Source organism: Roseivirga pacifica (assembly GCF_900111145.1).
In the GTDB taxonomy this organism is placed as follows: domain Bacteria; phylum Bacteroidota; class Bacteroidia; order Cytophagales; family Cyclobacteriaceae; genus Roseivirga; species Roseivirga pacifica.
In genome coordinates this window covers 334994-354005 of sequence record NZ_FOIR01000002.1, presented here as the reverse complement: position 1 = coordinate 354005, position 19012 = coordinate 334994, and the positions used below count along the sequence as shown (strand labels likewise).

The following is a 19012-nucleotide window of genomic DNA, read 5'->3' as shown; positions in this document are numbered from 1 at the left end:
TTTTATAGCTCAGGGTGTGCTACTTTATATTTGTCTATAATCTCTTTGAAAAACATTGGGTTAGTGAACTTATCGATGATTTGAACTTCCTTATATTCCTTAAGGTTCACGCTCAATTCGTCCATTAACTGGCCACTATAAATGTAAATCCAAGTTTGATCTTCCCTGAGTTTTTCAATTGTATTATTAATGAATTCAGAGCCCTTCATATCGGGCATCATTTGGTCGGAGATTAATATTTGAAATGATTCATTATTAACCAAGGCTGTTGCCTCACTCCCATTTTTTGCCAGCTGAACATCTATGTCTTCGTAAAAGAACTCAAGAAAATCTTTGAGCGTGTCTCTTACGCCAAAATCATCATCTACAATTAAAACCTTAATCATGTAAGTCGAATGCTAAAAATACGCTAGTACCCTCCGAGCCTCTGGAAGTTACCCATATGGAATGTTTTAATTTGGTAGAAAGTTCATTTGCCAGATAAAAACCCATACCGGAAATTTCGCTGTTATTGGTGACTTTTGTCTGCTTTTGCCCCATTAATTTCACCTGATCCTTATCAATTCCAATTCCAAAATCTTTCAATTCCAGAATAATCCTATTCTCTTGAGAAGAAATCACAAACTCAGGTTTTCTGTCTTCATCGCGCGAATACTTTATGGCATTGCCAACCAATGTGTTTAAAATATAACGTAGAGTAACCCTGCTCGTGCTAAAACTTTTGTCGGTAGGAATGTTTGAAGAAAGTTCAACTGGCAGCTTCCAATTAATCTGTAAATACTCCTGCAGGTCTTGAACGTTCAAATCATCTTCTACCTTTTGGTCGCCACTCATAAAGTATAGAAAATCATTCAACATCAGTTTGATTGAGTCAACCGCCTCGTACGAAGTATCCACCAATTTGTCTTTAATAGCCCAAAACTTCTCTGGCGAGTTTTTGCTCATCTTCATCATCTCCATGTTCATCTGCAGCTTGGCCACAGGCATTTTTATTTCATGAGAAATGAGTGAAAGCATTATTTGACGCGACCGCTGAAACTCAACCTCAGCTTCGGTAAGCTTAGATCTGTTAATTTTTTCGAGAAAGGTTTTGAGTAGCGCCAAATTGCATAGCAGAATGATCAATGAAATGAGTACAATATTTACTCCGAAAGGTATGTGACCTACATTCAAAAAGTTGATCATTTGAAAACTTAACCAAACAAATACAGCCCCCATGGCCGCTATTAGATATCCAGATGTAGGTTCATCGTCATACTTGGCCTTGGCAATGGTGTAAATGAATAACAGCATGTACACCAAAACCACATACATATAGTACTTTAATAAGCTGGTAAACATGATTGGTGGAAGCAGAAAAACCCCAGCTATACCAATTACTGATATGACGTAAAATATATAGTTGAGTGGCTTGATTGTTTGCTTAGGGAACAGCGAAAAAATCATAAGTCCACCAAAAAGTGCCGAAGTGTATACCGTTAAATATTCTAGTCTTATGGCTAAAAAGAAGTTGTAATCGTCAAGCATGGCATGCAATGGATAAGGCGATGAGCCTACCATTCTGTACATTAGGCTCAAAGAAACGATGGCATAAAACGGAATTTGAACCTCGAGCTGACGATACACTAATGAGAAGACCAAAAGTAGAATACCCGTAATAAAAAAGCCTCCGGCCAAGAATACACTTACATTTTGTTGACTATTGAGTGCCTTTTGTAAATCGTAATAATCCCCTACCACCAAGGAGTAAAACATGCCCGAGTTGAGGTGATCGAAATTGGCAGACTGAACAAAAATATCCAGTTCACCAGTGGTAGACCTAGGTAAATGAATCACTACAGGTTCTCTGTAGGGCGTATATTCCTCTCTAGACCGTCCAACTTTACCCGATTCGTAAAGTACTTCTCCATTAACTATCAGTTTGTAGGAGGAAAACAAGTGAGGGATGTAAATACCTAAACCTCGTTGATTTGGAGAAACCTTTATTTGCCTGTAATAAGTGCCGTAGCCTTCTCTTTCAAAAGGATGATTGTCGTACCAATCATCTGGCACCTGCATATTTACAGCCTCATATTTCAAGAGTTCTGCTGTGTCGGTGAGTAATTCTTGCCAATAGAACTTCCATTCGCCATCTAAGTTAAATGCATCTGTACTTGCATTTTGAGCAAATACAGATGCATAAGTAAACAGCAACAAGGCTGTTAAGACTAGTCTGAGGAGTTGGCAAATCATAAAAGTCTAAAATTAATAGACTTCTACTGATGTGTGTATTATTTATTCACAATTGTTATGGCTTCTTGCCTGCCATCGATGTACCAAACGCCTGTTTTATCGAAAAAGGCCTCTTCTTCAAGCATAATTCGAATCTCCTTACCCCATTCCTCTATATAGGTAGCGGCATTCAGTTCAATTGAATAAGCCGTATTTAAATGAAGTGGATAGTCGCCAGTAAACGGAACACCGCCTTGGGAATCCCACATACCCAAAGTAGTTCCTGAGGCATGACCATGATAGCCAATTGGGTGCGTGTAAATAGAAGGCTTTATGCCCTCTGCTATGGCTTGTTCACGGCTCATCTTCAACACTTCATTGCCGGTTCTACCCTCTTTAAAATTACCCGTGAAAATATCCTGAAGGCGATTACCGTTTTTAAAGGCCGCTTTTAAATAGGCCGGAACATCTGTTTCCCCAGGTCTTAACACATAAGCATGTTGCTGTTGGTCTGTATTAAGGCGTAAATAGGTAATACCAAAATCGCAATGCAACAAATCCCCCGGCATAATTACCTGTTTGTCAGGTCGTTTTGAGAATGTTCTCAAATGGTCAAAGTTTTCTGGATCAGCGCGCTGAATGTCAATTGTTGGGTGAAACCAAGTGGTAAGCTTCAGTTCACGAACCTTTTCGCGCATCCACCATACTACATCTTCGGTGGTGGTAACGCCAGGGGTAATTACAGCAGGAGAAAAAGCCTCTTGAATGATCATATGAGAAAGCTTAGTGATGTGCGGGTAGATAGCCATTTCCGCAGCAGTACGCGTCTCCAGCCATCCTATAGCCACTTTTTCTGCTGATACTATGCGCGAAGCATACTTCTCACCTATGGCTGCTTCAAACTCTTCCAAATCGGTCGCTACAATTCCATCGGTAATACCGAAATACTTGGACTTATTCACCCCTATCTTTTTAGGGTCACGCTCTGCAATGATTTCAGCCAGTCGTGCCCATTGGTCGGGTTGTTCTTCTTTGTTCCAAGCAGATTTGAAAATTGAACCTACATCATAACGAGACACAGCCAAGGTTTCTATACCTTCTTCTCCACCTTTATCAAAAAATATAAGGATAGTACGCCTTCTGGCCGCTAGCCATTCTGCGGGTAGCAAAGTCTTTATTACAGGGTCTTCGTTGTATTCTCTTGAAATCACCACCCACATATCAAGCCCTTCTCTCCTCATTATTTCCGGCAGGTAATGTTCTACTTTATCTTCAAGTAAGTAGTTAATTGTTTTTGCCCTCTCCTTCATAGAAAGAATATAGCTGGGGTCAATTTGCGCTTGCGCCAGTTGGGTCACAAAGAGTAGTGTAAACAATAAGCTTAGTTTTTTCATAATTCGGTCAATAAGCTTTTAAACTATGTATAATTCATATTTGCTACAAGTACTAATATTTGAGTGCACCACACTTACCGCTAGCGTGCTTTTGCAAACGTTTGTGTTGTCATATTCGAGTTGGAACGTGGAAATCGTTTCCACAGGCTAATAATATTGCTTAGTTTTCTACCCTAAATTTCCATTGCGATGAAAGTATTAAAGCCCTTATTCTGCCTACTCTTACTATTAAGTATTAGTTCAGTAACTCAAGCACAAAGCATTAAAAACCTGAAGGTTGAACCTCCTTTTTGGTTTGCAAATATGCCTACCGAAAAACTTCAGCTTATGCTCTATGCTGAAGACATAGGGAATTATAGAGCAAGTATTGATGCAGAAGGAATAACGCTGGTAAATCAGGTGGTGGGCGACTCTCCCAACTATCTTTTTGTAAACCTGCTGATTGGTAAGGATGTAAAAGCTGGAGATTTTGATATTACACTGACTAATGGCAAAAAGCAACACACTTTTGCCTACACCTTAAATACCAGATCGGCTGATGCAAACAGAAACCAAGGGTTTAGCGCTGAGGATGTGATTTACCTTTTAATGCCAGACCGCTTTGCAAATGGGAACCCCGATAATGATACCATTGAGGGCATGCTAGAGCCAGCTCGTAGATCGTACCCCTCTGGTAGACATGGAGGCGATATTCAGGGGGTAAAGGAGCATTTAGATTATATAAAGTCGCTTGGAATGACGGCTGTTTGGTTAACGCCTGTTTTTGAGAATGACCAAACACCAGAGTACAAAGCCTATCATGGTTATGCGGCCACCGACATGTACAAAGTGGATAGAAGGTTCGGGTCGAATGCAGAGTTTTTGGACTTTGTGGAAACCTGCCACGAAATGGGCTTAAAAGTGATCATGGATATGATTCACAACCATATTGGAGACCAACATTGGTGGATGAAGGACCTACCATTTAACAACTGGGTACACGACAAATCTGTATATGGCAACACTAACTATAGAGGCACAATTGCATCCGACCCGTATGCCGCTCAATTCGATAAGGATAAATTACAGAAAGGATGGTTTGTAACCGAAATGCCTGACTTAGATCAGCGTAACCCACAGCTGGCTGATTACTTAATTCAAAACACGCTTTGGTGGATAGAATATTCTGGTGTGGATGGTATTAGAATGGATACTTACCTATACCCTTACCAAGATTATATGGCGCGTTGGGCCAAAGAAGTGATTGAAGCATACCCTGATTTTAACATTGTAGGTGAATCGTGGGTAGAAACCGTTGCACACGAAGCTTACTGGCAACAGAACTTACCAGGTCAATCTGACGGATATGAGTCGCACTTGCCAAGTGTAACCGATTTTCAAATTCATTTTGCGGTTAGAGATGCCTTCAATCAAGACTTTGGTTGGGAAAGCGGCCTGATGAAGATCTATTACGCACTTTCTCAAGACAGGCTATACTCAGACCCAATGAAAAACGTAATCTTTTTAGATAACCACGACATACACCGTATTTACTCTACTTTGGGAGAAAAGCCTGAGCACCTAAAAATGGCTTATGCATTTTTAATGACTACTCGCGGTATTCCACAGGTGTACTACGGAACGGAATTGGCCTTTAAACAAGGACCTGCCGATTGGGGCGATGGTGGCAAACGTGCAGATATGCCTGGTGGCTGGGCAGGTGACGAACGCTCTGTTTTCACCGAAAATGACCGAACGAATGCGGAAAATGACATGCTGAATTATGTGAGTAAGATCACCAATTGGAGAAAAAACAGCAAGGCTATTCATGAAGGAAAACTACTCCACTTTGTACCAGAGAATAATGTGTACGTGTACTTTAGATACACCGATAATGAACGTGTAATGGTAGTTATGAATATGAATGAAGAGGCTACCACTATTTCTAAAGCCAAACACATTGAAATGCTACGAGGATACGCCACTGGAACGAACGTAGTGACCGATGCTACTGTTGATTTGACTAAAGACTTTACAGTTCCGGCAAAAACAACAATGGTGTTGGAGTTGCATTAAGTTTTGGCCCCGAAATGAGAAAAAGCCTCTTATCATAATGATAAGAGGCTTTTTTTTGTCGGTTGGACTTTTCAATTACTGGGCATTATCGTAGTAGAAACGCTCGTGAACGATCTTGTCTCCTTCCCAACGCTGTACACCTACTTGCTCCATTTGTACGCGGTTACCATCCTGAAAAGTAACATCCATCATAGTCTCGTGCATTACAATTCCGTTTGCTTCGTCTGAAGTAATTGATTTTACTTCAAGGTTATGAAATTCTTTCACGTAGTTAAGAAACTCCACTTCGTGGGCTCTACAAGCGTCAAAACCTTCCCAAGTACCTCTTGGCTCGGTTAGCACTACGTTTGCTCCATAGTATTTATCGAATGCCTCCAATAGTTGTCCTTGGCCTAGCATGTTGTAAATGTCTTCTGTTCTTTCTTTGTATGTCATGTCGATAAGGTTTATATGTATATACATCAATTAAACATATACATACATAAATAGTTCACCAAACCGAAGGATTCTTTTTAACAAAAGAAGGATTATAGGAAAACGGAAGGATTAGGGCAGTTTTTCAAATAAATATTAGACTCGGACTTTTTACACACTCCAGGGTAGTCGCCCACCATACCTTGCATATCGATAATTACCTGAAAATGTAAATGTGGTGGCCAATGAAAATTCTCATGGTATTCCCCAATTCGGGCAAACTCCTGCCCCTTCTTTATCTCCTTCCCTATGGTTAAACCATCTAAACTATCGGTACTTAGATGGCCATAAAGCGTGTGGAAAACATGGTTTTCAATTTTGTGTTCCAAAATGATTACCGGCCCGTAATCACCATGCACGTTTCGGTTAGCAAAAGAGTGCACGGTACTATCCAATGGCGCAAAAACATCTGCACCTGCCGCTGTCCAAACATCTATGCCTAAATGGATGGTTCGAGGCTCTTCATCGCTAAACAATGTGCTGCGCGAATAGAGGCTTCTCTCCTCTCCATAGCCACCAATACCGGCAGTGCAGTTATTCGCTTTTAATTCGTTGAAAATGTATTGGGTAAAAGCCTGTTCATCATTCAAATCGACATTATCCAAGGCTTTATTATACTTACTCAAATCGAAATGATGAAGCTTTTCATTGTCAAGCTTCATTACTGGCGATGGTGTAATTCCCGCCTCTCTAAGCAAACCTCCAATATCCACTTATGACAGCTTTTGTACCAACCGTTCCATAAATTCTACTCCCATTGCCAGTTGCTCTTTTGAGATAAACTCATCGGCACGGTGCGCCTGCGCAATATCGCCAGGGCCACAAATAATTGCCTCAAAGCCAGCTTCGGCAAACTGACCAGCCTCGGCTGCATAGCTTACCGCATCTGTTTTATCAGTATTGGCCAGTTCTTTTACCAAACTCACTATTTCCTGATCAGCCTTAGTGTCAAGGCTAGGTACAGGCGGGTGAATAAAGTCGGTAGTAACATCAAAGCCCGGAAACACCTCTCGCAAGGTTACTTTTCTTTCAGCGCAATAAGCTTCGAATTCAGCCAAAATCTCTTCTGGCGTTTCTGAAGGAATGGTGCGCACATCCCAAGTGAAATAGCATTCCTGCGCAATTACATTTTCAGCAATTCCGCCTTTTACAATACCAATATGAATAGATGTATGGTTTGGCGTAAAGCGATCATCTGTTTTCCCTGCTGCAATCAAGCTGTTCATTTTATTCTCTAGCCAAAGAATGAAACGCATGGCCTCGTGAATGGCACTAACCTCGGTTTTAATTCGGCTACTGTGCCCCTGCGAACCTTTCACAATGGTTTTGTAAATACATATTCCCTTTTGCCCTACGGTTGGCACCATCATAGATGGCTCACCAATAATGGCAAATTGAGGTGTTTCTGAATAATGGGATTTAATCGCTTCGGCCAGCTCCGGGGCAGCCAAGCAACCAATTTCCTCATCGTATGAAAAGGCAAAGTAAATTGGTTTATTCAGGTCGGCTTTTACCATTTGCGGCAATGCCGCCAAGCAACAAGCCACAAAGCCCTTCATATCGCAAGAACCTCTGGAGTAAAGCTTGCCATCACCTTTATCGGTTAACTCAAAAGGTTCCGATGTCCAATCTTGCCCAGCCACTGGCACCACATCTGTGTGACCTGAAAGGATTACGCCACCATCAACAGCAGGGCCTATTCGGCAATGCAAAGATGCTTTTGTTCCTTCTTCATTCGGTACCAATGTGGTGGTTACTCCATGGCTTTCTATATAATCTTTAATCCAATGAATAATAGTAAGGTTACTTTCTCCGCCCAAAACGGGGAATGAAACTAGTTTGGATAAAATTTCTTCAACTTTCATAGTATTAGGTAACGGGTATTAAGTATTAAGACTGGTATTGGTAATAGCGAATTTCATTATTTGGCATCCCTTTAGGGATTAAGGGGTTTTTAGTACAAGTTATTAGGTGTTATTCATTTGAAGCTTTTCATTCACTAAGAACACTAATACATAAAACAGAACAACCAGCACATTATGAATCCATCTTAAGGGTCGATTTTCAATTTTGAATGACCAAATTGGTAAGGTACTAATCACTAGCTTAAAATAAGCTATTATTAATACTCGGCTTAGAAAAACAGTTTTCTCAATATAGGACTCCCATTTAAGCTCTTTCGAATGTAGATCATAAAAACGAATTCCTATTCTAGTTATCCCAATAATAGCAACTGAAATAGCTAGAGTATGAAGAGTTATTGATTCCATAAAAGACTATTGCCAGTTAACCGCTACCGCAATTATCAATGCTATCCAGGATATCAGCAAAATTACACCAACTAATGGTAGCACAAAGCGTAGCCATCGGTCGAATGGAATTCGGCACATGGCTAACATAGCGATTAGCCCGCCTAAAGTTGGATTGAAAAGGTTTGTAACACCATCGCCAATTTGGAAGGCCAAAATCGTGGTCTGTCTGGTTAATCCTAGAATATCGCCCAGCGGAATCATAATTGGCAAAGTAGCCAAGGCTTGCCCGCTTCCTGAAGGAATAAATAAGTTGATAATACTCTGTGCTCCTGACATGGCCACCGCTGAACCATAAAGCGGTAAGGTTTGCAGGCCTTCAGCCAAATGAAAGGCAATGGTATCTGAGATATTGCCCATTTCCATGGCCACTTTTATACTGGTTGCAAAGCCTACCATAAAAGCTCCTGGTGCCACTACCGAAACTGAAGAAAGCGCTGTTTCGCTGAGTGTTCTTCCACTCAATCCAGCCGAAAGCCCTGCAGCAATGGTAATCATTAAGAAGATGGCCGATATTTCATTTATTCCCCAATGATAGGTGAAAACACCAAAGAGCATTATCCCTAAACCGATAATGAAAATGCTCAATATAAGCCAATTTGAGGCTGTCATGCCATACTGTGCTATCGGCTTAGAAAGTTGAAAACCATCGGTTTTAATGCCTAATGACAGACTCCTCTCTGGGTTTTTAATAATTCGCTTGAAGTAGCGAACATTGAAGTATGCCAGAAAAGTCAATGCACTAAAACAGAGCACTGAGCGCAACCCCCAACCTGAATACATGGGCATTTCGGCAATGGTATGGCCAGTACCCACCGTATAAGGATTGAACGGAGAAAGTCCAAAGCCTACGGTGCATCCCCCCACGGCAATGGCTGCCGCCAACATTAGGTCTCCACCAAGGGCTAGGCTTGTGATGGCTGCAATAGGTATTAGGGCAATGTTATTTTCGTAACCAACAAATACACCCAACAGGCCAAAAAGGTAGGTCATTAGTACTACTGCCAACATTCTGTTTTGCACGCCTAAGCGCTTTACAAAAGTGCCGACCGCATTTTCAATCATGCCGGTTTTCTCAAGCACTCCAAACATAATACCACTTGAAAGCACCACAAATATTACGGCAATGGCTGCCGCAAAACTTTTTGGTATTGCTACAAATGTGTCTAAAAAAGAAAGTGGTGTCGGGTCCACTTCGTGATAAGTACCCGGCACCACTCTAGCTCTCCCATCAATAATTTCTCGCTCATAAACCCCTGCCGGAATTATATGGCTCAAGATGGAAGTCAGTACAATAATCGCCATCAACATCACCAATGGATGCGGAATACGCTTGTACCATTTTGTTTTATTCAATTCAGCCACTCAATTACTGTAGTTCTTCGAACTCTGCCTTGATGGCTTCAAATTGTTCTTTCAGTTCTTCAAAACGATCGTAGGCATCTTTACCTGGCTTCTGATCGGCACGGCCAATCATAGAACCAAGGTAACCCGTTTGTGCGCTCAGCATTGGTTGCATGTAAGTGCCAGGAGGTGTAACCAACTGATAGTACACTTTGTCTAATGCTTCCTTCTGTCTTTGTTGTCTTTTGCTTACACGCTCTTTGTCCAAGCTATTGTCCAAATTCTTACGCGCTTCTTCCACCTTGGCAATAAACATATCCACTTCACTTTGGAAATCTCTTACTTCCAATGCCAAAGCTTCTTGCTCAGCAACATCAGCATCAGTTACCAAAGTCACACGTGGGTCTAACACAACATTGAAATCTTTTTCAACCACCTGACCATCTACTGTTAGCTTGGCCTTAAACGTACCGGTTGAAACCATTGGGCCATAACCCTGGTAAGCTCTTCGTGGGTTGGCATTCCAGCCACCAGCATGTCTCATGTTCCAGTTAAAACGGTTGATACCTTCTTTGTTTGAAAGACCACCAGAAGCTGGAGGATTTCTAAACTCAGTTGACATATCGCGCTCAGTATTTACTTCTGGCTCTGGTCTACCATTAACAAAAGTTCTCACCACATGGCCTTCTTCATTAATGATTTCAAGCTTAACTGATTTGTCCTTATCGGCAATATAGTAATCTAATGTAACTGCTGCCGAAGGGTATTCCGGTCCATTTGGCTCTCTACCTGCACGCATTCTATGTCGCACACCATCCAATGGATCGAAAAGCATTACTTGCTGGTTCGAAAGGCTTCCAAGCTCTCTTAAACTCACAATGTTATCTAAAATCCAGAAGCCTCTACCCATAGTAGACATTACAACATCATCTCTGTAAATTTTGATGTCTGTAACCGGAGTAATTGGCAAGCTATTGTTGAAATCGTGCCACTGCTTTCCATCATTGAACGAAATGAAAAGGCCGAATTCGGTTCCGGCATAAAGTACGCCTTCTTTCTTAGGGTCTTCGCGAACAACTCTTGTAGGGTGATCTTCAGGCAAACCATTTGAGCCTGTAGTTAATAACTCCCAAGTCTTTCCGTAATCTTCAGTTTTGTAGATGTATGGGTGATAATCGTTATCCAATTGGTATCTCAATACAGAAACGTAAGCCTTGGCAGGGTTATGAGGAGAAGGCTCTACTGCATCTACTCTACCGCCTTTTGGCATGTCTGGCGTTACGTTTTCCCAAGTTTTGCCACCATCTTTAGTTACATGCACAGGTCCGTCATTGGCACCTACCCAGATTAAACCTTCTTTAATTGGAGACTCACGAATAGCGTAAATGGTACTGTAATATTCTTCTCCAGTAACATCTCTAGTGATTGGCCCACCCGGTACAATCTGTTTTTCCGATTCGAAAGCTGTTAAATCTGGAGAAATGATCTCCCAAGTTTCACCATCGTCAGTTGTTTTGTGCACGTACTGAGAAGTGTGATACACCACATCAGGATTGTGTGGAGAAACATGAATTGGCGCAACACGCTGAAAACGGAATTTTAGATCTTTAGGGTTGTGACCATAAATATTGGTCGCGCCCACATAGTACTGAAGTTCTTGCCCCGAACGTTTATCAAAAACGCCAAAACGACCTTTACAGTTAGAATATACAATATCTGGATTGCCTGGTTTTGGCACAGCCGGTCCGGTTTCGCAACCACCAGTGTTAATGAACCATGCATTTGGTCCTGCTTGTACGCTACTTGGTGGCATGCTAGGCACTGCAATGGTAGACGAGTTATCTTGCTGGCCAGCGTATAACCAATAAGGAGTTTGATCATCAACTTCCACTTGGTACAACTCGGCAGTTGGCTGGTTGAACTGAGTAGACCAAGACTTACCACCATTCAAGGTTATGTTAGCACCTCCATCATTGGCCTGCACCCAAATACTAGTATCGTTCGGGTTAATCCAGATGTCGTGATTATCGCCATGAGGTGTCCCCATTCTGTTCCAAGTCTTTCCGCCATCAGTCGACTTTTGGAACCTCAATGCGCTATTGAATACTACATCTGCATTTTTTGGGTTAGCGTAAATATTGGTGTAGTAAAACGGACGGTTGGTTAAGTTCGAGTTATCACTAACAAACTCAAAGCTTGCTCCTCTGTCATCTGAACGGTAAAGTCCACCCTGACCTTCAGAAGCCTCAACGTTTACATAAAGCACGTTTGGATCGGCCGGAGAAACGGCAAAATCGATCTTACCAACTAGTGCAGTTGGTAGGCCATTGGTAAGCTTATTCCAAGTTTTACCAGCATCGGTAGACTTGTAAACCCCACCTTCGGTACCACCAGAAATGATTGTCCAAGGCTTTCTCTCGCCTCTCCAGGCACCTGCATAAATAGTGTTTGGGTCGTCCGGAGCAAACTCAATATCAGAAACCCCAACGCTATCAGAGTGATAGAAGATTTTATTCCAGGTTTTACCGCCATCGGTAGTTTTAAAAACACCACGTGCCTCATTCTTACCAAATGCTTGACCAATTGCAGCCACATAAACCGTGTTAGGGTTGTTCGGGTGAATTTCTACCGCACCAATCTGGCCTGTTTCTTTCAACCCTGCAAAGCTCCATGTTTTACCAGCATCCGTAGATTTATAAACTCCTTTACCAGTAATTACATTCGAGCGAAGCCCATCTGAACCCGTTCCAACGTATATAATATCTGGATTCTTTTGGTACACTTCAATAGCACCAATTGATGGTGTAGGGAAATAACCATCAGAAATATTCTCCCAAGTGATTCCATAGTCACTTGTCTTCCATACACCACCACCAGTGGCGCCCATATAGAAAACAGAAGGTTGGCTTTCAACCCCCATTACAGCAGTTACTCGGCCACCTCTTAGCGGACCAACATTGCGGAACTCATAAGCCTTCAATAGTTCATCAATATCTTGAGCAACTACCGAAAAGCTTACTATCGTTAATAGAAATAATAATGCTTGACGTTTGATCGACAACATACAGCTCTTTGTTAGTTAAGTTAAGTTTGGAAGATAGTACAAAAGGCCGAAAAATATGCTGGCGATTCTTTAAGCGGAGATTTGGCCTTACAAAAGCCTACCAGCCACAAACCCAGTAGACCAAGCTGCCTGAAAATTGAAGCCACCCGTTACACCATCAACATCAAGCACCTCCCCAGCAAAATATAAGCCCGGGCAAACAGTGCTTTGCATTGATTTAAAGTCTACCTGACTTAGGCTAACACCGCCACAAGTCACAAACTCCTCCTTAAAAGTAGTTTTGCCAGCTACTTGATATTGGTCGTTTATCAAAACATTTACCAGACGATTCTTATCCTTTTTACCGAGCTCCATCCATGGCTTTATTGCCGAAATCTCTACTTTTTCTAAAAGGAAATCCCAAAGTCTCTGTGGTAAACCAAAAGGATTCTTGTTCTTGATTTGACGCTTACCGTTTTCAGTAATAAAGTGCGATAGCTCTTCCCTAAGCGCCTCTTCCTTTTTATCGGCTAACCAATTTATTTGCGCTGTAAAGTGGTAATTCTTTTCCGCCAATTCTCTGGCTCCCCAAGCCGATGTTTTAAGAATTGCAGGGCCACTCATTCCCCAATGCGTAATTAGCAAAGGGCCCGATTGCACTAATTTAGTTCCGATTACCTTTACCGTAGCATTTGGCACGGAAACACCCATTAAAGCCTTTACAGGTTCCTTTGGCATGTTAAAGGTAAATAAAGAAGGTACGGGCGATTCAATTGTGTGTCCTAGCTTCTGCAGCCATTCAAAGCCAGCAAGTTTTGGGCTTCCACCGGTTGCTACTATAACCTTATTAAAGAAAGCGCCATCTAAGGTAAACCCAGTAGCAACTTTTTCAATCTGCCTTATGGCTGTGTTTAGGTTTATTTGAACACCTAAACGCTTACTTTCAGCCATTAAGCAATCTATAATGGTTTGAGAGTTATCGGTAACCGGAAACATGCGATTATCCGCCTCTGTCTTTAACTCCACCCCTCTCGATTCGTACCAGTCGATCGTATCGTTAACAGAAAACTGATCGAATACTTTTCTCAATTTCTTACTTCCTCTTGGGTAGAATTTAATGAGCTCTGCCGGCTTAGGGCAAGCATGGGTAACATTACATCGCCCCCCACCAGACACTTTTACCTTTGCCAGTAGTTTAGATGTTTTCTCAAAAACTTGAACCTGCGCTTTTGGATGATGTGATTTGGCAGAAATAGCGGCAAAAAAGCCTGCTGCGCCACCTCCAATAACTGCTACCTTCAAATTTGACATGAGAAAATGATTGAGTTGCGAAGTTAATCATTGGTTTTAATTGCCATAGGCGAATAAGCCTTTTCAAGGCCTATATTTTTCGTCTATTCACAGTTTCCAGTTATCGAAGAATACTTACCAGTTATCGTAAATGCCCCGAGCAACATGCATATCAGCGCTACATTCGAAGCATAAACGATATGATTATGGAACGATTACTGATTATAGAAGACAATTACATGATGCGACTATTTCTAGTAAACTACTTAGACAAGAACTTCTGGGTAGATGCTGTCGCTACGCATGAGGAAGGCTTGCAAAAGCTAGAGAAAAGCAACGACTACGCAGTAGTACTTAGCGATGTCCCTAACAATCCAGAAAACACGGGCCACTTTAATGCCGCACTTGGTTTGTTGAAATCTGAAGGAAAAGACTTTGTGCTTTTAACAAGTGGCGATAAAAGCGAAGATAGAATTCATGCAATGCAGCTTGGTGCTATTGATGCTATGAGTAAGCCATTCAACCCGCTAGAGCTTGAATTGAGAATTAGGTCGGTAGTTAAACGCCAGACCAACAAATCGAATAAACGAGTAGCATAATCTTTAACTGCTTTCTATTCGAAAGCAATTCACCTATACACTAAGATCTCACACCAACGGCCAGTCCAAAACATGGCCGTTTCTATGATGCCGCGCACGCCAATTGCTTCCATTTTAAAAGAGAATTATGAAGAATTACTTTCTATTATTTACGATGCTTTTGCTTGCAACAGCTTGCTTGGAGAAGCCTGAGATTGACCCTTCCCAATCGGAGCAGGAAGGACTTGCAAGTTCATTCGACTTTAAAACCACTCAGGGAACAGTGGTCGATATGACTTTTGAAGATAACGAAGGGCAGCCGTTTGGCGGCATTAAGGTACAAGTTTGGGACGTTAATGATCGAGACAAAGGAAATCTCATTTTTACCGCCTTCACCAGCGACAACGGTACAGTATATCAGGAGATTGAGCTAGCTACAGCACTTTCGTCTGTAATTATAGAAACCAATCATATCGGGGTTCCAAACAACTTAGAAGTACCTGTAGAGAACGGTAGAATTCTGGTGAGTTACAAAAATGGTGAGCTTACCTCTAGCACTGTTGATGATGAGAAGTCTACAGCGGCTCCTGGCAATGTAAAAAGTGCCGCAGCTGGAACCGATGCTACTAATAGCACAACCGTAAACTACTTGTCACAACACAATTATTATGGTGTTCCTGACAATCTAGAATCACAAAGAGATATTATTAGCAGCACGCTTTTACAATATATTAATGCCTCGTTGCCAGAAGGTCAACCAGTTCCTGATTATCACCCAACTTACTTGGCCAATGGTAAAACTACTACACTCAATATTGTAGACGAAGCTGACGTTTGGGTTACTTTTGTTCACGAAGGTGCCGGCTGGAGAAACACTATTGGCTTCTACACTTATCCTACAAACTCTCCACCGCAAAGTATAGATGACATTGATGAAGTAAATATCGTATTCCCTAACCTATCGTATTATGGCTCTGGTGGCGGGCTTTTCTCAGGAGATAAAGTTAACATTGGCCGTTTTCAGCCAGGAACTTCTATTGGTTTAATGCTCTTTGCTGATGCATTTAGCTATGGAGCTGTAAGGAACGATTATGAACACATTGTATTCGCTAACAAAGACTTAAACCCTGAGCCAGATGAAGACCTTAGACAACACAACGTGTTGCTATGGGACGAAGAAAACGAGCTCTTTTTAGTAGGTTTTGAAGATGTAAGAAGAGACAATATTCCTTTTACATGCGATCAAGATTTTAATGATGCCATTCTATTTGTAACATCTAACCCCGTTAACGCAATTAGTACAGTAAATGTAAGCCCTGTAGACAAACCAGGTGTACTTGACACAGACGGTGACGGTATTAACGATGTACTAGACGAATACCCTAACGACCCGAACAAAGCTTACGATAGCTACTACCCTTCGGCCACAACCTACGGAACCTTTGCTTTTGAAGATAACTGGCCAGATGTAGGTGATTATGACTTTAACGATTTAGTAGTTGATTACCAGTTCAAGCATATTCAGAATGCAGACAACAAAGTGGTTGAAATGGAGCCAACTTTCCTTGTAAGAGCAATTGGTGCTGGTTACAGAAATGGTTTTGGTTTTGCTACTGACTTAGCACCTGGAGACATTAGTGAGGTAACCGGTGCAATGCTTAACTCAGGCTACATTCAAACCAATGCCAATGGAACAGAAGCCAACCAAACCAATGCTGTGTTTGTAGTTTCAGACAATGTACATGAATTGTTCTCTGCTAACGGCTTTGTGAACACCGAAGTAGACGGGACATATTACGAACCACAGTCTATTACATTAAACATTGCCTTGAATACACCAAAGACACTGAGTGAACTAGGTAATGCACCTTATAACCCATTCCTAATTGTATCGCAAACACGTGGACGAGAGATCCACCTACCGGGTTATGAGCCAACGGACTTGGTGAATGCCGATTATTTCGGAACGCTAGACGATGACACCGATGCAAACCAAGGTGTTTATTATAGATCGAAGACTGACTTACCATGGGGTATCCATTTGCCTGAGAGCTTCGCTTACCCAAGTGAGAAGACCGACATTAGACTAGGTCACTTAAGATTCTCTGACTGGGCAAAAAGCTTTGGCTACAGCTATATGGATTGGTATAAGGATAATGAGGGGTACAGGTCGGCCTCGCATTTATACAACCGATAATATACGGCCTCCCATTCACCTAAGAAGAGCACTGTCGAAAGGCAGTGCTCTATTTTTTGTAAAAATTCAGAAATCGAACAAATCCTTATGGTCATCAGGCAAATTCGGTCACTCGTCTAAAGCCTCATAAAAGCTGTAATGGGCTCATTACCTTCGAATTAAATAAATAACGAAAAAATGAGGCCATCAAGCAAAACCCCAATTATTAAAAGAGCCTTCGACATCTTGTCCTCTGGCTTAGTGATTCTACTTATAAGTCCAATTTTAATTGCCGTGGCAGTTGCCATCAGGTTAGAATCTAAAGGACCTATCTTCTACTACTCTTATCGAGTAGGCAAAAACTACAAGATCTTTAAGTTCTACAAGTTTCGCTCAATGCGTACCGATGCCGATCAGTTGGTTGATAAGCTCAAGCACCTTAACCAGTACGGCAACGATGAGAAAATAGAGCTGGAAGAAAAAGCACTCGATCGTCATGCCATCGCCTATAACTCGCACGACCAAGTGGTGATCAACGATGAGTCCTACACAGGTTTGCAACAATTCGAAGACTTTAAGGAGCAAGACAACGCCAACTCATTTGTGAAGTTCAAAAATGATCCGCGCATTACTCGTGTAGGTAAGTTTATTAGAAACACCAGCATAGACGAACTGCCGCAATTGTTCAATATTCTTAAAGGCGATATGTCTGTAGTGGGTAACAGACCCCTACCGATTTACGAAGCACAAAAGCTAACTACCGATAAGGCAGTAGGCAGATTTTTGGCTCCTGCTGGGCTTACAGGCCTTTGGCAAGTTACCGACCGTGGTAAGACCGAGGTAGATCCGGAAAACCGTGTAAAGCTAGATATTGAATATGCTATGAAGCACAACTTCTGGTTAGATATGTGGATTCTGTTTAAAACACCATTTGCTGCTTTACAACAAGAAAACGTATAAGCCATGAAGCAGCTAAAGAAGTTTTACAATTCGCTGATTAGAGACACGGCCGGCAAACAATACCTAGCTTTTGTAGATGGTATTCGTTTTATGGCCATTATGCCGGTGGTATTGCTGCACGCCAACGAAAGGCTGTTGCGCTATGTAGTACCGGAAAATTTGCTCAGTTCTTTCGAACATGAGTTCTCCTACGTGTTGAGCCGTGGTGCTATCGGTGTTATGATCTTCTTTACGCTTAGTGGCTTTATCTTAAGCTTACCATTTGCCAAAGGCGCTGAACTTAAATACCGCAGTTACATTACCAGAAGGCTTACGCGAATAGAACCACCTTACATTTTCTGGATGAGTTTTTTCGCGCTCATTTTATGGGCCAAAAGCGGCATGGGATTAGGTGAACTCCTGCCCCACTATGTAAGTAGTATATTCTATGTTCATACCATTGCCTACCAAGACTTTTCAATTATTAACCCAGTGGCCTGGTCGCTAGAGGTCGAAATTCAGTTTTATCTGGTAGCACCATTTATTGCACAATTATACTTCAGCTTAAGAGACACCAAAAGCAGGCGTTCGTTATTGGCCTTCTTTACAGTGTTATTCATTATTTATCAGCATTTATTGGGCTGGCAACTACAGCCATATAGAGCTACAATTCTGGGGCAATTGCAGCACTTTATGGTAGGCCTTTTTATGGCCGATGTATTTATTCACTCAAAAGAGTGGGTGAAAAAGAAAGGACTTATCTGGGACTTAGTTACACTGGTTTCAGTACCTGTAATGATGTTCACCTGGACAGACGAGATGGCCAAGTCACTGCTATTTGTAGTAGCTATGGGCGGGTTCTTTTTAGGCGCATTAAAAGGAAAATTCTTCCCTCAATTATTGTCTTTAAAACCACTCGCCATTATCGGTGGCATGTGTTACACCATCTATTTAACACACCTTCCATTGTTAGAATTGCTGTATTCATTTATCGGCAAATTCGGTCAGTCATCGGGCTATTTCGGGTGGTTATCGATAAGTCTCATAATTGCGCTTCCATTGATTTTACTTAGCAGTGCGGTTTTTTACAAGGTGATAGAAAAACCATTTATGCGAAAAGACGGATTCAAACTATTTATCCAAAGCATAAAAGAACGCTTCACCAAAACAAGCCGACAAACAACGCACTAAAAGAAAAG

Annotated in this window: 14 protein-coding genes; 5 read left to right on the top strand and 9 right to left on the bottom strand. The window is 41.7% G+C overall.

What is annotated here, in order from left to right; translation table 11 throughout:
• Positions 1-2: 2 nt before the first annotated feature.
• From BMW98_RS10410 to BMW98_RS10400, 3 genes are read right to left on the bottom strand one after another with little or no spacing between them, the layout of a single operon-like run.
• Positions 3-386, bottom strand: a complete 384-nt coding sequence (locus BMW98_RS10410) for a response regulator (RefSeq protein WP_090258522.1) — start codon at positions 384-386, stop codon at positions 3-5.
• On the bottom strand, positions 379-2232 hold the full coding sequence (locus tag BMW98_RS10405) for a sensor histidine kinase (protein ID WP_090258521.1): 1854 nt from the start codon (positions 2230-2232) through the stop codon (positions 379-381). The genes BMW98_RS10410 and BMW98_RS10405 overlap by 8 nt, the downstream gene beginning before the upstream one ends.
• Positions 2233-2270: 38 nt before the next feature.
• Positions 2271-3605 carry a M24 family metallopeptidase gene (locus BMW98_RS10400; protein ID WP_090258520.1) on the bottom strand — a complete coding sequence of 445 codons (1335 nt, stop codon included), beginning with the start codon at positions 3603-3605 and terminating at the stop codon, positions 2271-2273.
• A 189-nt stretch (positions 3606-3794) separates the two neighbouring features.
• On the opposite strand from BMW98_RS10400, the gene BMW98_RS10395 reads away from it, so the two are divergent.
• Positions 3795-5660 carry a glycoside hydrolase family 13 protein gene (locus BMW98_RS10395; RefSeq protein WP_090258519.1) on the top strand — a complete coding sequence of 622 codons (1866 nt, stop codon included), beginning with the start codon at positions 3795-3797 and terminating at the stop codon, positions 5658-5660.
• 75 nt (positions 5661-5735) lie between these two features.
• Here BMW98_RS10395 and BMW98_RS10390 read toward each other — a convergent pair whose 3' ends face one another.
• The 6 genes from BMW98_RS10390 to BMW98_RS10360 all read right to left on the bottom strand — a co-directional run bounded on the left by BMW98_RS10390 (position 5736) and on the right by BMW98_RS10360 (position 14141).
• On the bottom strand, positions 5736-6095 hold the full coding sequence (locus BMW98_RS10390) for a nuclear transport factor 2 family protein (protein WP_090258518.1): 360 nt from the start codon (positions 6093-6095) through the stop codon (positions 5736-5738).
• Positions 6096-6187: 92 nt separating this feature from the next.
• A complete protein-coding gene (locus BMW98_RS10385; RefSeq protein WP_245733562.1) occupies positions 6188-6847 on the bottom strand; it encodes a peptidoglycan DD-metalloendopeptidase family protein in 660 nt (219 codons plus the stop codon).
• The gene (gene argE, locus BMW98_RS10380; protein ID WP_090258517.1) at positions 6848-7999 is read right to left on the bottom strand and encodes an acetylornithine deacetylase; all 1152 of its coding nucleotides are present in this window, start codon (positions 7997-7999) and stop codon (positions 6848-6850) included.
• Positions 8000-8410: 411 nt separating this feature from the next.
• A complete protein-coding gene (locus tag BMW98_RS10370; RefSeq protein WP_222843629.1) occupies positions 8411-9799 on the bottom strand; it encodes a YfcC family protein in 1389 nt (462 codons plus the stop codon).
• Between the two features lie 13 nt (positions 9800-9812).
• A complete protein-coding gene (locus BMW98_RS10365) occupies positions 9813-12851 on the bottom strand; it encodes a WD40/YVTN/BNR-like repeat-containing protein (protein WP_090258515.1) in 3039 nt (1012 codons plus the stop codon).
• Positions 12852-12938: 87 nt separating this feature from the next.
• Positions 12939-14141: a BaiN/RdsA family NAD(P)/FAD-dependent oxidoreductase gene (locus BMW98_RS10360; RefSeq protein WP_222843628.1), complete on the bottom strand. Its 1203-nt coding sequence runs from the start codon at positions 14139-14141 to the stop codon at positions 12939-12941.
• Between the two features lie 185 nt (positions 14142-14326).
• Here BMW98_RS10360 and BMW98_RS10355 point away from each other — a divergent pair, with 185 nt between their 5' ends.
• The 4 genes from BMW98_RS10355 to BMW98_RS10340 all read left to right on the top strand — a co-directional run bounded on the left by BMW98_RS10355 (position 14327) and on the right by BMW98_RS10340 (position 19004).
• Positions 14327-14719, top strand: a complete 393-nt coding sequence (locus BMW98_RS10355) for a response regulator transcription factor (RefSeq protein WP_162844748.1) — start codon at positions 14327-14329, stop codon at positions 14717-14719.
• A 127-nt stretch (positions 14720-14846) separates the two neighbouring features.
• Positions 14847-16895 (top strand): LruC domain-containing protein, encoded by a 2049-nt coding sequence (locus tag BMW98_RS10350; protein ID WP_090258513.1) that lies wholly within the window; start codon positions 14847-14849, stop codon positions 16893-16895.
• Between the two features lie 177 nt (positions 16896-17072).
• On the top strand, positions 17073-17834 hold the full coding sequence (locus BMW98_RS10345) for a sugar transferase (protein ID WP_090258512.1): 762 nt from the start codon (positions 17073-17075) through the stop codon (positions 17832-17834).
• Between the two features lie 3 nt (positions 17835-17837).
• Positions 17838-19004, top strand: a complete 1167-nt coding sequence (locus BMW98_RS10340; protein WP_090258511.1) for an acyltransferase family protein — start codon at positions 17838-17840, stop codon at positions 19002-19004.
• Positions 19005-19012: the final 8 nt, after the last annotated feature.